Here is a 15,495-nt window from a genome sequence, read left to right on the forward strand (position 1 = left end):
GCGGCTGCCTGAAATGGTAATGCGGTGTCAAACCTTCAACGCCCCTTTCAGGGGCTACGGTCGTAATAGCCCCTTTTAGGGGCAGACCAAACCACCAGTTTACTGGTGGTTATGATTATCATCGGGAGTCCTCCCGCGTGGAGAGGCAGAAGGTCAGCAGCGAGGCCGCCGCGCTCACCGTGCCGAGCAGCAGCGCGGCCTGTATGCCGCTGCGGTCGAGGAGCCGTCCGCCGAGGAGATTGCCCAGCGCGCCGCCAAGTCCGCTGCCGGCGACATAGATGAGCGACTGTCCCTTGAGCTGGTCGCGTTCGGGGAGCGCCGCGGCGACGTAGTAGACCGTCGCGGGCGCGTAAACGGCGAACTGGAAGAACTGCATACAATGCCCGAGGTAGATGAGGGGCATTGAGCGGGCAAGGTAGAAAATAAGGAATTTCACGACCTCGGCTCCTGCCGCGAAGCGCAGGAAGAAGCCGGGCGAGAAGCGCTTTTGCAGCCGGGAGACCAGCGTCATCGCGGGCAGCTCCAGCACGGCGGAGATGGCAAGGCTCGTGCCCACGGCGCTCGCGGTCCCGCCGGCCTTGGCGACGAGGGCGTTCATATAGGTGTTGGAGATGGTGTGGGTGAGGAAAAAGAACATACAGCCGAGCAGGGTGAGCGCGAAGCGCGGGTGGCTGCGCAGCACGGCGGCGATGCTCCGGTGCTCCGCAGGGCGGTCCGCCGCTTCATCGGGGCGCTCGGGCAGGCGGAAGCCGGCCATGGCGATAAGCCCGCAGGCGGTCAGCGCGGCAAAGATCGGCAGGAGCAGCGTCGGCGCGTGGCGCTCGAGCACAAAGCCGAGGAGCAGCACCGCGGCGGCGTAGGAGACCGAGCCGACGCCGCGGCAGAAGCCGTAGACCACCGGGATGCCGCAGCGGTTCGCGTCCATCGCCATGGCGTTTTGAAACGGCGGGGTGGAGGAGAGGAACGCGCCGATGAGCGCGAAGCACGCGCCCAACACGAACGGGCGCGGCAGCGGCACGAGCCATACGAGCAGGCACAGCGCCGCGGCGAGCGTGAGCAGCGCCATCGCGCCGTGGCGGTTTTCGAGGCCGGGCCGCGCGTCGAGAAACGAGGAGACCGCGGGGGAGAGGAACACCGAGAGCAGCGTCGCGCACGAGGTCACGACGCCGACCTGCGCGCTCGCAAAGCCGTTGTATTCGAGCACGAGCGCGATAAAGGCCCAGAGCGAGCCGTAGGCGCCCCAGAACGAGGCGTGGATCACGGCGTAGCGCGTATTCATGGAAAGCCGCACGGCGACGCCTCCTTTCCCAACAAAGCGGAATACAAGAAGTTTAACACTTTGTGATGCATTGTCAACGGTTTTTGTTGAGTTTTGCGCGCGCATGGGCTATACTGTAACATGAAAAAGAATGCGAACACGGAGGTTTTTGACGATGAAGCTGATGGTGCTGGACGGCAACTCGATCCTCAATCGCTCCTATTACGGCATCCGTCCCCTGACGACGAAGGACGGCTTTTATACGCAGGCCATTTACGGCTTTCTGGTCACGATGGCGCGGCTGGAGGACGAGGAGCGGCCCGACGCAGTGTGCGTGACCTTCGACCGGCGCGAGCCGACCTTCCGCCACCTGGAGTACGAGGGCTACAAGGCCCAGCGCAAGGGGATGCCCGAGGAGTTGGCGATGCAGCTTCCGGTGATGAAAGAGGTACTCGACGCGATGAACATTCCGCGCTACGAGCTGGCGGGCTACGAGGCGGACGATCTCATCGGCACCATCTCGCGCAGATGCGAGGCGGCGGGCTGGGACTGCGTGGCAGCGACGGGTGACAAGGATTCGCTTCAGCTCATCACGGAGCACACGACCGTCAAGCTCATCTCCACCCGCATGGGGCAGACCACCACGAAGCGCATGACGCCTGAGAGCTTTGCCGAGGAGTACGGCTTTGAGCCGATCCACATCATTGACCTCAAGGCGCTCATGGGCGACGCGAGCGACAACATCCCGGGCGTTCCCGGCATCGGCGAAAAGACGGCGATGGCGCTCGTTCAGAAGTACCGCAGCATCGACGAAATTTACCGTCTCCTGCCGGAGCTTAACGCCAAGCCCGGCGTCATCAAAAAGCTGACTGAGGGCGAGGAAAGCGCACGGCAGAGCTATCACCTCGCGACGATTCTCACCGATGCGCCGTTGGAGTTCACGCCGCAGGACAACCTGCGCAAAGCGCCGTCGGACGCGCTCTATCCGCTGCTCATGCGTCTGGAGTTCCACAAGCTCATCGAGAAAATGGGGCTAAAGCCCGCGGCGGAGCCGCTCAGCGCCGCAGAGACGGTCGAATGCACCGTGACGGTCGAGACTGTGACGAGCGCGGAAAGAGCGGAGGAATGTCTTGCACGCCTCCGCGCGGCGGGCCATGTGACGGTGCTCGCGCTGCCCGACCTCTCCGGCGTGATCGTGGAGTGGGAGAAGAGCGAAAGGGAAACGCTGAGCGCGGAGTTTTTCTTCGATCGCTATTCCGGCGACTGGAACGCGCTGCTGCGCGCACTGTTCTCCACCGACATCAAAAAGGTCAGCCACAACGTCAAGGACCTCATGCACACGCTGCTGGAAAACGGTTTGCCCGCCGAGGGCTTCGTGTTCGACACCGCGCTCGCCGCCTACCTCCTCGACGCGACGGCGGGCAGGTATGACATCGCCTCGCTCTTTGCCGTCTACTTCCACACGCAGCTTGCCGCGCCCGCGCATCTGGAGCCGGGGGTGTTCGATCTGCTCGGCGATGTGAGAGCGGCGGAAACGGCGTTTCATATCTATACCTCCGCCGTCGGCTCGCTTTATAAGGAGCTTGTGCCGCGCATCGAGGAGAGGCAGCTCCATGCGCTTTATTATGAGGTCGAGTTACCGCTCTGCCGCGTGCTCGCGGAGATGGAGCTTGCGGGCGTGCGCGTGGACGCGAAGGCGCTCGCGGACTTCGGCGCGGCGATGGACGCGGAGCTGAAAACGCTGGAGGAGCGCATTTACGAGGAGGCCGACGGGAGCTTCAACATCAATTCCCCCAAGCAGCTCGGCGAGGTGCTTTTCGACCGTCTCGGTCTGCCGCACGGCAAAAAGACGAAAACTGGCTGGTCTACGAATGCGGATGTGCTCGAAAAGCTGCGCTGGGAGCACCCCATCGTCGCCGACGTGCTGCAGTACCGCCAGTACGCCAAGCTGAAATCGACCTACTGCGACGGGCTGCTGAAGGTCATCGGGCCGGACGGGCGCGTGCGCACGAGCTTCCAGATGACCGTGACCGCCACGGGGCGGCTCAGCTCCACCGAGCCGAATTTGCAGAATATCCCGACGCGCACGCCGCTCGGCAGCGAGCTGCGGCGGATGTTCGTGCCCGAGCGCGGCAAGGTGCTCGTGGACGCGGACTACAGCCAGATCGAGCTGCGGCTGCTCGCCCACATCGCGGGCGACGAGACGATGCGGCAGGCGTTTTTGAGCGGCGAGGATATTCACACCGTCACCGCCTCGCAGGTGTTCGGCGTGCCGACGGAGGCGGTGACGAAGCAGATGCGTTCGCACGCGAAGGCGGTCAACTTCGGCATCGTCTACGGTATCTCTGCGTTTTCGCTCGCGCAGGACATCGGCGTGAGCGTTTACGAGGCGAAGGAGTATATTCAGAATTACCTCGACCGCTTCTCCGGCGTGCGCCGCTACATGACCGAGATCGTGGAAAGGGCAAAGGCGCAGGGCTATGTCGAAACGCTCATGCACCGCCGCCGCGACCTCCCCGAGCTGACCGCGAGCAACTTTGCCACCCGCTCGTTCGGCGAGCGCGTCGCGCTCAATATGCCTATTCAGGGCACGGCGGCGGACGTGATGAAGCTCGCGATGGTGCGCGTGCATGACCGTCTCAGACGCGAGGCACCGGAGGCGAAGTTGCTGCTGCAGGTCCACGACGAGCTGATCGTCGAGTGCCCCGAGGCGATGGCGGAGCAGGCGGCACGGCTCCTCACGGAGGAGATGGAGGGCGTGATGCAGCTCTCCGTGCCGCTGGTGGCGGAGGCGCACTGGGGCAAAAACTGGCTGGAGGCAAAGGGATGAACGGTAAAGTCATGCCGGTGCGGATCGTACCGATGAAAACGGAGCACCTCGACGCGGTGGCGGAGCTGGAGCGCAGCTGCTTCACCGTGCCGTGGTCGCGCAATGCGCTCGCCGAGGAGCTGGACAACGCGCTCTCGGCCTTTCTCGTTGCGCTGGACGAAAATGACCGCGTGGTCGGCTATGCGGGCCTGCAGGTCGTGCTCGACGAGGGCTACATCACGAATGTCGCCGTGCGGCCCGACTGCCGCCGCCGCGGCGTCGCGGGGAAGCTGCTCGATGTCTTCGAGCGCTTTGCCGAGGGCAATCATCTCGCGTTTCTCTCACTCGAGGTGCGCGCGAGCAACTACGCCGCCATCGCGCTCTACGGGCAGCACGGCTACCGCGGCGTGGGATGCCGCAGGAATTACTATGAGCATCCCAAGGAAGATGCCGTCATCATGACACGGGAGTTTGGGGAGGCAGCGAAATGAGGATACTGGCTTTTGAATCCTCCTGCGACGAGCGATCAAACCGCGAAGCGGTTTGATTTCAGCTGTGATAACACGTCTTGGCAGCAGCTTTGCTGCTGCCGCCCCGCCTCCGCGGGCGGGCGCAAGCGCCCGGCGGTCTCGTGAGAGATGCGGCGAAGAATGATAGAAAGAAGCAGATTAAGATGAAAATACTGGCTTTTGAATCCTCCTGCGACGAGACCGCGGTGGCGGTCGTCGAGGACGGGCGGCGCGTGCTCTCGGACGCCATCGCGTCGCAGGCGGATATGCACGCGCTCTACGGCGGCGTGGTGCCGGAGATCGCCTCGCGCAAGCACGTCGAGGCCATCGCCGCGCTGACGGACAAGGCGCTCGCGGACGCGGGCGTGACGAAGCGGGACATCGACGCGGTGGCGGTCACCTACGCGCCGGGCCTGATCGGCGCGGTGCTGGTGGGGCTGAGCTTCGCCAAGTCCGTCGCCTACGCGCTGGGCGTACCGCTCATTCCGGTGCATCATATCCGCGGCCACATCGCCGCGAATTATCTGGCGTTCCCGGAGCTGGAGCCGCCGTTCCTGGCGCTGTGCATGTCCGGCGGCAACACGTTGCTCGTGGACGTGCGGGATTATACCGACCTTGTTCTCGTCGGCGCGACGCGCGACGACGCGGCGGGCGAATGCTTCGACAAGGCCGCGCGTGTGCTCGGGATGCCCTATCCCGGCGGCAAGCCGATGGACGAGTTGGCGCAGCAGAGCGCGGGCGGCGTGTACGACCTGCCGCGCGCGAGCATCGAGGGGCACCCGCTCGACATGAGCTTTTCCGGCCTCAAGACGGCGGTGGTCAACCTCGCCCACAACGCCGAGCAGAAGGGCGAGCCGCTCGACCGCGCGGCGCTCGCGCGGGACTTTACCCGCGCGGTGTCCGATGAGCTGGTGCCGCGCGCCATGCTGGCCGCGCGCACGTGCGGACGCAAAACGATGGTCGCCGCCGGCGGCGTGGCCGCGAACACCATCCTCCGCGCCGACCTGATGGCGGCATGTGCGCACGAGGGCGTGAAGCTGTACCTCCCGCCGCTCCGGCTGTGCGGCGATAACGGCGCGATGATCGGCGCGCAGGGCTACTATGAGTATTTGGCCGGCGCTCGCGCGGACCTGTCGCTCAACGCCTACGCCACCCGCGACATCGACGACGCGGTGGTCGCCTACCGTGCGCAGGTGCGCGACATATTCGCCTGAGATGAATAAAAGCCGCAGACCTGTCAAGGTCTGCGGCTTTCCTTTTTGACGGAGCAAAATGAAATCCTGCAAAATAAGGGCGTTATGGAAACAAGCGGACGTTATTTGCAAAAGGGAGAAGAAATATCGTGCGTTATGTCAAACGAGTCATGTACCGGAGAGGGACGGGACATTTGACGCTGCGGCTGTGCAGAATGTCTGAGAATTTCAGAAAACCAAAGAAATATAGGGCGTTCAAAGTCTGGGGATAAGTCTGTGGAAACTGTGGATAACTATTTGTAGAAAAGCATTATTGAAAAACTTATGTGAACTCGTCGAACAATCGCGCGAGGGCAGAGAGCGTGCCGGAAAAAGTCGGGAAAAGGAAGGCAAAGTACGGGTTTTCCCGATTTTTGACGAAGCGCGTCGGGCAGCGGTTTGGGATGCCGGCTCGGTTTGCGGGGCGCGGACGCCGCCGGCGGGCCGTCCGAAATGCAAGAGAGCGAGCGCAAATACAAATGGTATTATTCACCGAAATGCACGTTCAAAAATGAGAAGAAGGCAGACCGGGAAAAAACAATGGTTTCTGTCTTGACGCGGGCAAAAAAGTGTGCTAAAATATCATTCGTCTTTGAGAAAGACGCTGGTGTAGCTCAGTCGGTAGAGCAGCTGATTCGTAATCAGCAGGTCAGGTGTTCGAGTCACCCCACCAGCTCCAAAAAGCACAGAAAACTTCGGTTTTCGGTGCTTTTTTGTTATATAAACGCCACAAACATTGTAGGTCAGGGTGTGGGGCAAATTTTGACCCACACCGTGACCCACACGCGGAAATGCGCGGAAAGGGTGAAAGAGCACCGGAGAGGAAACCGTTTCCTTTCCGGTGCTCTGCTTGTCTGTGGGTCTTATCGAATCTGTGCCATGAAACTGCCCATTTTCTCCGCAGCCTTTTGCTGCATCTGCCGAGTGGCGTGGGTGTAGGTGCGGAGGGTGAAGCCCGCGTCGTAGTGCCCGAGCATACTGCTGACCGTTTTGACGTCCACCCCGTTTTGGAGTGCCAGGGTCGCGAACGTATGACGCAGGTCGTGAAACCTGATATGCTCCAGCCCCGCGTCCTTGAGGATCCGCTTGTGGAGTGTTACCACCGAGTCGGGGTGATACATTTCTCCTGTTCTGCTGGACGGGAACATCCACGGATTGTCCGGGTGCTTGGCGTGCTCCTGCTTCAGCAGCTCCACGGCATCCTGCGGGATGGACACCTCGCGGATGGAGTTGCCGGTTTTTGGGCGGCTTAGAATGAGCTGGTGCTCTGTGTCCCAGCTGGCCTGCCTACTGACGGAGATGGTGCAGCTGGCTTCGTCAAGGTCGCTCCATTGGAGCGCGACCAGCTCGCCCTTTCTCAAGCCGCTGATCAATTCCAGATAGAACATCGGTAGGGCATTACGCCGCTCGGCGGCGTTCAGATACGCGCTGATGTGGTCTGGGTGAAGGATTTTCATCTCTTGTTTCTCAATTTTGGGGATGATGCAATTCTCCGTGGGATTGGTGAGAATGAGTTTTTCCTTCACCGCCCGGTCAAGAGCATTGTGCAGCATCATATGGATGCCGCGCACAGTGGAATTGCTCAGTCCGGGTTTTTCCTTTTTCTGTACCTTTCGCAACCTGCCATTGCTTTGTAAATCGTTGTAGAGCTTTTGCAGGTCACGGGTGGTGAGCTTATTCAGCGGGATATCCCCGATAGCAGGGATGATATGCTGTTCGATGTTCCGGTGGTAGTAGTTCATGGTGGATGGGCGAATGTGTGGTTTGGCATACAATTCAAACCACGTCCGCAGCCAAGCGGCAACCGTGTATTCATCGGTGCGGCTGACGTCGATACCCTTGACCGATTCCAGCGCGGCACTCAATTTCGCCTTGCATTCTGCTTGTGTCTTGCCGAGAACATTTTTAATGATCCGCTTACCTGTCTCGGGATGGTAGCCCGCGGTGTAGCGGCCCTCCCAGCGTCCGTCCTTTCGTTTTCTGATGTTGCCCTCGCCGTTGGCGCATTTCTTAGCCATGAGCATCGCTCCTTTCTTTGGTAGCCACAACACATACCACAACTCCTTGAAGAAAGCTATTACTTTTTGGACATCTTCTGTGGTTACAGCGGTGCGTTTTTGGAGAGGTCCTATTGTTTTCGGCAGCGCACAATATGCACCAAATTGCGTTGCCCCTTGGCGTTTGCCGGGTTAATAAAACCTCATTGTAAATTATCCTAAAATGTGTTATCTTCTTCACGGAAATACACACGCGAAATTCTGTATTTTTCACGCAAAGGGGCTTTTTATGAGTAAGATCAAATCTTGGTGCCGCGCCAATGCCATGCTGGTCATTTCACTACTGGCCGCAGTTGTAACGGCATTTTTTGTCCCGCCTGATAGGGACTACTTAGGTTATTATGACCTCAAGACGCTTGCTTGCCTGTTTTGTGTGCTGGCAGTGGTGGGTGCTTTGCGGGATCTGCATATCTTTTCCGCTCTTTCCCAGCGGATGGTACGCACCTTTTCCACGGTCCGGGGCGTGTGTACGGCGCTGGTAGTCATCACCATGTTCGGGTCTATGCTTCTGACCAATGATACCGCCTTGCTGACCTTTCTGCCGCTTGGCTGGTTTGTGCTTTCCTCTACCGGTCAGGAAAAGCACGCCGCGCTTCTGTTCATTCTGCAAAACTGCGCCGCCAACCTCTGCGGAATGATCACGCCCTTCGGCAATCCGCAGAATCTCTATCTTTTCAGCTATTACGGTCTTTCCACGAAAACGTTCTTTTCGGCAATGCTGCCGCCCTTCATCCTGTCTACCGTCCTCATTCTCCTGTGCTGCTTGGCGTTTCCAAAGGACCAGCTTTGTGTGCCGGAAGCGCAGGCCGCGGTAGACTCCCGCCAAGCCGCCGTCTATGGTGGGCTATTCTGTTTAGCCGTTGCCATGGTGCTGCGGCTGATGCCCTATGTCCTTGGCTTGACGGTCATTGTTCTGGCGCTCTGGTTTCTGGACCGGCACGCATTGAAAACCGTGGACTGGGGACTGCTGGCCACCTTCGCCGCGTTCTTCACCTTTTCCGGCAATCTTGCCCGGATGGAACCTGTTCGGGTGCTGTTCGCCCGCCTTTTGTCCCACGGGACCATGCTGATCTCCGCGCTCACCTGCCAGATCATCAGTAATGTCCCTGCCGCCATTTTACTCAGCCGCTTCACGCAGGATGCCCGCGGGCTTCTGGTTGGCGTCAATGTGGGCGGCGCAGGAACGCTGGTGGCTTCTCTGGCAAGCCTTATTACGTTTCGGGAATATACGCGCCGCGTTCCCAATGGCGGGAAGCGCTTTCTTTTCCTTTTTTCTGGGATCAGCTTTGCATTCCTGGCAATTCTTCTGGCTGCCATGTCCGTTGTGATGGGATAAGCCGTTTCCAACAGAATTGCGTTTTGTTCTGGAATTTTCAGAGGTGATAGTTACCGCGGAATGCTTTATGGCTTATCACTGTCGCAATACATATCTATACTCGGGGTCGTAGTTGGGTCGGTCATTGTTTCGGCAAGCAGGAGATATACAAATTCTGCCGATTATAACTGACGAACACATAAGGGACAGGCTCGTGCCTGTCCCTTGGTGTATATCTTATTCCGACTCCATTATGCAAAAGCTGCCTTAAACAAATTTTTTGCATAAAAATTTTCGCGTGCGGTATTCTGAGCATTTCCGTTATTCATCAGAAGGATGCGGACGGCAGTTTATGAAAGAGCTGCGGACGCTTACTTTCGGCTCGCGCGGATCGCCATGCCGGCCGCAAAGCCGATGACCGCGGGCAGCAGCCAGCCAAGGTTTTTGTCGAACAGGGGAAGATGCGCGGCGGCGAAGGCAATGGGCGCGTCCAGATGGAGCGCGGCCTGCACCGGCGCGGGCAGCGCTTTCATGCAGTCGAAAATGGCGGCGGCCCACGTGCCGGTCATGGTCGTGATGTAAACGGTGCGGTCATGCGCGAAGAATTTGCCGAGGAAGGCGAGAAGAATGAGCGCGATCGCCGGGGGATAGATGAGCATGAGCATGGGAATGGAGTATTCAATGATGGCGCTCAGCCCGATGTTCGACACGGCAAAGGAAAACACCGTGAAGAGGATCGCCCAGCTGCGGTAGGAGATCTTCCCGTTCGTCATCTTGGAAAAGGTCTCCGCGCAGGCGGTGACCAGACCGATGGAGGTCTTGAGACAGGCAAAGGTGATGGTGAAGGCAAGAATAAACAGTCCCACGCCGCCGAGGTAATGTCCGGCGATCTGCGTGAGGGCGATGCCGCCGTTTTCAGACAGCTCGAAGAGCCCTCTCGACTGCGCGCCGACCACGATGGACACCACATAGATCAGCGCCATCAGCGCGCCGGTGAGCAGACCGGAGGAGAGCACGTCCTCGGCAATGGCGTCGTCATTGTCCACGCCCATGCGGCGGATGACGTCGATGACCACGATGCCGAAGGCGAGACCGGCAATGGCGTCCATCGTGCCGTAGCCCTCAATGAGCGCGGGGAAGAACGCGTCGCTCCGATAGGCCTCCACTGGCTCGACCGCGGAGATCGCCGCGCCGGGCGCGAGCAGCGCCGCGAGCATCAGCACGGCAAAGAAGAACAGGAAGAGCGGATTGATGATCTTGCCGATCCAGACGGTGATCTTACCGGGACGCAGAGAGAAGAAGAGCACGAAGGCGAAGAACACCGCCGAAAAGAGGAGCAGATACAGCCGCTCCGGCGAATCCGCGCCCAGCAGGGGCGTGATACCGGTCGTGAAGGAAACGGTGGCGCATCTCGGGATGGCGAAGAGCGGGCCGATGGTCAGGTAGAGCAGGCAGGTGAAGAAAATGCCGTAGCCCTTGCCGACCTTGCCGGAGAGCGTCTGAAGTCCGTCGGAGTGCGTGACGCCGATGGCGGCGACGCCGAGGATGGGGATGCCGACCGCCGTGATGATAAAGCCGATGATCGCGGGCAAGGCATTCTGCCCCGCCATTTGGCCGAGATGGACGGGGAAGATCAGGTTTCCGGCCCCGAAGAACATTCCGAACAGTGTTCCGGCAACAAGAATTTTCTGCCGGAGCGTTAATTTTTTGGTCGTCATGGAAAATCAACTCCTTTGTGCCGAGAATCTTACACCCTGCACTTGAAAAAGAGAAACGACCGGTTATAATAGTTATATTACAAATTGAAATACCCTGATGGACAGGAGGCGGCAGACCTGTGGACAGCAAGAAGCTTGAAATATTGATGACGGCAGTCAACCTCGGCAGCTTTTCCAAAGCGTCTGAGGTGGTGGGCTACACCCAGTCGGGACTGACGCACCTGATCAACGGGCTGGAGCGCGAGATCGGCATGACGCTCATCCGGCGCGACCACAGCGGCATCGCGCTGACCGAGGACGGAGAAGCGCTGCTGCCCGCCATACGGGAATATCTCAGCGCGACGGCAAGGCTGGAGAATCAGATCGAGGCCATCGCGAAAAAGCGGACGGCGACGATCCGCATTGCCGCGTATGCGAGCCTTGCCATGCACTGGATGCCGGAAATTCTGTACCGCTTCCGCCGCGTGTGTCCGGAGACCGACGTGGATCTTCGCATGGTGGACCATGAGCTTGAGCCGTTCGAGCTGCTGGAGGCGGGGCGCACCGACGTCATCTTTGCCGCACGGCAGAGCCGCGTCAACTGCGATTGGACGCCGCTGTATTACGACGCGATGTATGCCATCCTGCCGGAGGATTATCCGGTCGGCGGGAGAGAGAGCTTTCCCATCGAGGAATTCGACGGGAAGGAGTTCCTGATGCCCTACGGGCGGTTCGACATTGATGTGAATGCCGCGCTCAGCCCGAAAAAGGTGAGGCCGAAGGTCCGCCCCTGCCATGTGGACGATGAAACGGTGATCCGCATGGTCAGTAAGGGGCTCGGCATCACCATGATGACGGAGATCATGATGCGGGGGAGAACGCAGGGTGTGCGGACGCTGCCGGTCAGCCCGAAGGCGGGACGCGAGCTGGGGATGGGAATGCACCTGAGCCGGAATACGCCGGAGGAGATATTGCGCCTGCGCGCGTGTGTGCTCGACTTTACCGGCGGCTTATCGTAGATTTTACAGAAAAGATATAGAAATCCATTCCTTTCAATGATATAACAGGAAAACATACCAAACAGAAAGAAGAAACGAAGGAGAAATCTACATGGGCGCTTCGATCAATTTCAACGAGAAAAAGGGCTTCATCTGCGATATGGATGGCGTCATCTACCACGGCAACCGCATCCTGCCGGGCGTGGCGGAGTTCATCCAATGGCTGCACGAGGAGGACAAGGAATATCTCTTTCTCACGAACAACAGCGGCTACACGCCGCGCGAGCTGAACCAGAAGCTCGCGCGCATGGGCCTCGATGTGCCGGAGGAGCACTTTTATACGAGCGCACTCGCCACGGCGGCCTTCCTGCGGGAGCAGGCACCCGGCTGCTCGGTGTTTGCCATCGGCGAGGCGGGACTGCTCAACGCCCTCTACGACGCGGGCATCACGATGAACGATGTGAACCCCGATTATGTGGTCGTGGGCGAGGGGCGCAGCTATTCGCTCGACACGCTCACAAAGGCGACGAACCTTGTGATGCAGGGCGCGAAGCTCATCGGCGCGAACTCCGATGTGTCCGGCCCCATCGAAAACGGCATCGCGCCCGCCTGCCGCGCACTCATCGCGCCCATCGAGATGGCGACGGGCAAGCAGGCGTATTTCTGCGGCAAGCCGAATCCACTGATGATGCGAACGGGACTGAAAATGCTGAACTGCCACTCCGCCGAGGCGGTGATGGTCGGCGACCGCATGGATACCGACGTTATTTCCGGCATGGAAAGCGGTATGTCCACGGTGCTGGTGCTCTCCGGCGTCTCGACGCGCGAGACGCTCCGCACCTACGCCTACCGTCCGAGCATCGTGCTCGACGGCGTGGGCGACATCGCAGCCATGGCCCGCGCGGAGAAGAAATGAAAGCGCGAGCCCCACAGACGGTCATAAGGCCGGACTACCGGCAGTTTCGCCTGCGTAAGCTCAACACGCCGGAATTTTCGCACATCAAGCTGCTGCTCTTTTGGCCGGTTTTCGGGCTGGCGTTTCTGGCGCTGGAGCGCTTCCGCCCCCATGCGGCCTATCATGTGATGCACTGCGCTCTGGACGATGCGATCCCGTTCAGCGAATGGGCGCTGATCCCGTATCTTCTCTGGTTCGTCTATCTGATCGGCGCGCTGGCGTATACCTTTTTTCAGGATGTGCCCGCCTTCCGGCGGATGATGCGGTTCGTCATCGTCACCTATACGGCCGCGACCGTCGTTTATTTCATCTACCCGACGCAGCAGCTGCTGCGGCCCGAGGCGTTTGCACATGACAATGCGCTCACGCGGGCGGTCGCGTGGTTTTATACCTTTGACACAAACACGAACGTCTGCCCGTCGCTCCACGTCATTGGCTCCGCCGCGGCGCTGTTCGCGCTGTGGGACAGCCCGCGGCTCCGGAAACGGGCGTGGTGGCAGGCGGCGTCCGTGCTTCTGGCGCTGTGCATCAGCCTTTCCACGGTTTTCATGAAGCGGCACTCGATCCTCGATGTGCTGTGCGCGCTTCCGGTGTGCGCGCTGGGATGGTGGCTGTGCTACGGACGGCCGGGGCGGCACGGCTGAGATCACAGGAGAGGGGGACCCGTCATGGGAGACAATTATTTTTTGCTGACGAATCTGCTCTCGGAGGATGAGCGCAAGGTGATCACCGGTATTGCCGCGCACATCGAACGGGGCGAGAAGCGCGTGGGCATCCAGCAGATCGCAAATGAAAACTTCCTGTCCACGACCAGCATCGTCAAAATGTGCAAGCGGCTGGGCTTTGACGGCTACAGCGAGCTCTATTACCACCTCAGCCGCCAGCTTGCCTCTTCGGGGGACCGAAAGGCGGAAAACCTCAAGAGCCTGATCGACAATTACGACGATGCGCTGGTCGAGCGCTTCTGCGCGCTGCTCCGGGAGCGCCGCGGCGGAAAGATGTTCACGACCGGCGAGGGCTTTTCCAACATTGTGGGGACCTATATCACGCAGCGCCTGTCGATCTGCGGCTTTATGGCGTTCAACAATGTGCATTTTTACGATTATATGCTCTTTCAGGAGGCGCACCGCGGCGCGGTGAATGACGAGGCGGCGGTCATGTTCGCCGTCAGCCAGAGCGGCGAGACGGAGCCGGTCCTCAACGATGTGCGCCACGCAAAGCAGCACGGACATAAGATCGTGACCTTTACCCGACGGGGCGATTCTACTCTGGCACAGCTCTCTGACCTTGTATTCGTGCTCGACGGGACAAAGCAGACGCTCGCCGGCAGCCTGCCGAATCCCTTCTTCGGGCACGTCATTCTGGTGTTCGAGGATCTGATGGCGCGCTATTTTGAGCGGAAGGAGAGCGTCTAATCGGTACTTTTTTTACTCAACCGGAAAAATTTTCCCTCCGCGGCTGTGCTATACTCAAAATGCGGTGCGGCGGAAAACGCCGTTTTCCGCGATCATCGGCTCCGACGGGGTATCCGGCGGAGAAACGCAAACGATACATTATGGAGGAAAACACAATGAAAAGAAGTCTTGCACTTTTGCTCACGCTGGTCATGAGCCTCGGCCTGCTGGCCGGCTGCGGCAGCAAGGACACCACCGCTGACGAACCCCAGCAGGACGGCGAGAGCGGCGCAAAGCAGATCGAAACGCTGAAGGTGGCGTTCGTTCCGTCCCGCGAGCCGCAGGAGATCATCACCGCGACCGAGCCCCTCAAGCAGCTGCTCAAGGACGAGCTTGCCAAGGAGGGCTATGAGGTCGGCGAGGTCGAGATCACCGTCGGCACCACCTACGAAGCCGTCGGCGAGGGTCTTGAGGCCGGTACCATCGACGTCGGTCTGATCCCGGGCGGCACCTATGTTCTCTATGACGACGGCGCCGAGGTCATCCTGACCGCGACCCGCAACGGTCTGAGCAAGGATTCCGACAACGCCAAGGACTGGAACGACGGTCAGCCCACCGAGGCGTCCGAGAAGCAGGCGGTCTCCTACCGCGCGCTCATCATCGCCGGTCCCTCCGACAAGGGTCAGGAGCTGGCCGCCAAGGTCAACGGCGGCGAGGAGCTGACCTGGGAGAACCTTGACAGCGCCAACTGGAGCATCATGGGAACCTCCTCTCCCGCGGGCTATATCTATCCCGCCCTGTGGCTGCAGGATCACTACGGCAAGGGCATCTCTGACCTGAGCAGCGCCGTGCAGTCCGATTCCTACGCCAGCGCCTTCGCGCGTCTTGCCTCCGGTCAGGTCGACGTGCTCGTGACCTATGCCGACGCCCGCCGCGATTATGCCGAGCGCTGGAACACCGAGTTCAACCGCGAGGCCTCCATCTGGGAGGAGACCAACGTCATCGGCGTCACCGCCCCCATCTACAACGACACCATCTCCGTGAGCAAGAACTCCGAGATCATGGACGACGCGCTGATCGCCGCCCTGCAGAACGCCTTCATCAACATCGGCAACACCGACGAGGGCAAGCAGGTCATCGCCATCTACAGCCACAACGGCTATCAGAAGGCGCAGTCCTCCGACTATGACAACGAGCGCGCCGCGCAGAAGCTCATTCAGGAGCTGACCGCCGCGAACTAAGCCAGAACTTTCCCAAACGCGGGGAGGATA

The 15,495-nt window shown here is 60.0% G+C and carries 12 protein-coding genes and 1 tRNA gene; 10 read left to right on the top strand and 3 right to left on the bottom strand.

Going from position 1 to position 15,495, the window contains the following annotated elements:
* Positions 1–118: 118 nt before the first annotated feature.
* Positions 119–1,291: an MFS transporter gene (locus KQI17_RS10770; RefSeq protein ID WP_216496236.1), complete on the bottom strand. Its 1,173-nt coding sequence runs from the start codon at positions 1,289–1,291 to the stop codon at positions 119–121.
* A 142-nt stretch (positions 1,292–1,433) separates the two neighbouring features.
* On the opposite strand from KQI17_RS10770, the gene polA reads away from it, so the two are divergent.
* The 4 genes from polA to KQI17_RS10790 all read left to right on the top strand — a co-directional run bounded on the left by polA (position 1,434) and on the right by KQI17_RS10790 (position 6,487).
* Entirely contained in the window at positions 1,434–4,088 is a 2,655-nt protein-coding gene (gene polA / locus KQI17_RS10775; RefSeq protein ID WP_216496237.1) for a DNA polymerase I, read from the top strand.
* Entirely contained in the window at positions 4,085–4,558 is a 474-nt protein-coding gene (gene rimI / locus KQI17_RS10780) for a ribosomal protein S18-alanine N-acetyltransferase (RefSeq protein WP_253285791.1), read from the top strand. The genes polA and rimI overlap by 4 nt, the downstream gene beginning before the upstream one ends.
* Positions 4,559–4,740: 182 nt before the next feature.
* Positions 4,741–5,790: a tRNA (adenosine(37)-N6)-threonylcarbamoyltransferase complex transferase subunit TsaD gene (tsaD, locus tag KQI17_RS10785; RefSeq protein ID WP_216496238.1), complete on the top strand. Its 1,050-nt coding sequence runs from the start codon at positions 4,741–4,743 to the stop codon at positions 5,788–5,790.
* A 621-nt stretch (positions 5,791–6,411) separates the two neighbouring features.
* Positions 6,412–6,487, top strand: a tRNA-Thr gene (locus KQI17_RS10790).
* Positions 6,488–6,671: 184 nt separating this feature from the next.
* Here the strand turns inward: KQI17_RS10790 and KQI17_RS10795 are convergent.
* Complete coding sequence (locus KQI17_RS10795) at positions 6,672–7,826, bottom strand: site-specific integrase (RefSeq protein WP_216496239.1); 1,155 nt, start codon at positions 7,824–7,826, stop codon at positions 6,672–6,674.
* 268 nt (positions 7,827–8,094) lie between these two features.
* Here KQI17_RS10795 and KQI17_RS10800 point away from each other — a divergent pair, with 268 nt between their 5' ends.
* Positions 8,095–9,201, top strand: a complete 1,107-nt coding sequence (locus tag KQI17_RS10800) for an SLC13 family permease (protein WP_216496240.1) — start codon at positions 8,095–8,097, stop codon at positions 9,199–9,201.
* 350 nt (positions 9,202–9,551) lie between these two features.
* On the opposite strand, the gene brnQ is transcribed toward KQI17_RS10800, so the two are convergent.
* Entirely contained in the window at positions 9,552–10,898 is a 1,347-nt protein-coding gene (brnQ, locus tag KQI17_RS10805) for a branched-chain amino acid transport system II carrier protein (protein WP_216496241.1), read from the bottom strand.
* Between the two features lie 119 nt (positions 10,899–11,017).
* On the opposite strand from brnQ, the gene KQI17_RS10810 reads away from it, so the two are divergent.
* From KQI17_RS10810 to KQI17_RS10830, 5 genes are all read left to right on the top strand, one after another.
* Positions 11,018–11,896, top strand: coding sequence for a LysR family transcriptional regulator (locus KQI17_RS10810; protein ID WP_216496242.1), 879 nt, complete (start codon positions 11,018–11,020; stop codon positions 11,894–11,896).
* 91 nt (positions 11,897–11,987) lie between these two features.
* Entirely contained in the window at positions 11,988–12,791 is an 804-nt protein-coding gene (locus KQI17_RS10815) for an HAD-IIA family hydrolase (RefSeq protein ID WP_253285792.1), read from the top strand.
* Positions 12,788–13,474, top strand: a complete 687-nt coding sequence (locus KQI17_RS10820) for a phosphatase PAP2 family protein (protein ID WP_216496243.1) — start codon at positions 12,788–12,790, stop codon at positions 13,472–13,474. Before KQI17_RS10815 ends, KQI17_RS10820 begins: the two co-directional genes overlap by 4 nt.
* A gap of 24 nt (positions 13,475–13,498) precedes the next feature.
* Positions 13,499–14,245, top strand: coding sequence for a MurR/RpiR family transcriptional regulator (locus tag KQI17_RS10825; RefSeq protein WP_216496244.1), 747 nt, complete (start codon positions 13,499–13,501; stop codon positions 14,243–14,245).
* A 155-nt stretch (positions 14,246–14,400) separates the two neighbouring features.
* The gene (locus KQI17_RS10830) at positions 14,401–15,465 is read left to right on the top strand and encodes a PhnD/SsuA/transferrin family substrate-binding protein (RefSeq protein ID WP_216496245.1); all 1,065 of its coding nucleotides are present in this window, start codon (positions 14,401–14,403) and stop codon (positions 15,463–15,465) included.
* Positions 15,466–15,495 lie beyond the last annotated feature (30 nt).

Source organism: Oscillibacter sp. MSJ-31, from assembly GCF_018918025.1.
Lineage (GTDB): Bacteria > Bacillota > Clostridia > Oscillospirales > Oscillospiraceae > Hominicoprocola.

Bases quoted from the DNA above. Each gene is read 5' to 3' on its own strand.
- rimI (WP_253285791.1), top strand. From the start codon at position 4,085: ATGAACGGTAAAGTCATGCCGGTGCGGATCGTACCGATGAAAACGGAG.
- KQI17_RS10820 (WP_216496243.1), top strand. From the start codon at position 12,788: ATGAAAGCGCGAGCCCCACAGACGGTCATAAGGCCGGACTACCGGCAG.
- KQI17_RS10795 (WP_216496239.1), bottom strand. From the start codon at position 7,826: ATGGCTAAGAAATGCGCCAACGGCGAGGGCAACATCAGAAAACGAAAG.
- KQI17_RS10800 (WP_216496240.1), top strand. From the start codon at position 8,095: ATGAGTAAGATCAAATCTTGGTGCCGCGCCAATGCCATGCTGGTCATT.
- brnQ (WP_216496241.1), bottom strand. From the start codon at position 10,898: ATGACGACCAAAAAATTAACGCTCCGGCAGAAAATTCTTGTTGCCGGA.
- KQI17_RS10825 (WP_216496244.1), top strand. From the start codon at position 13,499: ATGGGAGACAATTATTTTTTGCTGACGAATCTGCTCTCGGAGGATGAG.
- tsaD (WP_216496238.1), top strand. From the start codon at position 4,741: ATGAAAATACTGGCTTTTGAATCCTCCTGCGACGAGACCGCGGTGGCG.
- KQI17_RS10815 (WP_253285792.1), top strand. From the start codon at position 11,988: ATGGGCGCTTCGATCAATTTCAACGAGAAAAAGGGCTTCATCTGCGAT.
- KQI17_RS10830 (WP_216496245.1), top strand. From the start codon at position 14,401: ATGAAAAGAAGTCTTGCACTTTTGCTCACGCTGGTCATGAGCCTCGGC.
- polA (WP_216496237.1), top strand. From the start codon at position 1,434: ATGAAGCTGATGGTGCTGGACGGCAACTCGATCCTCAATCGCTCCTAT.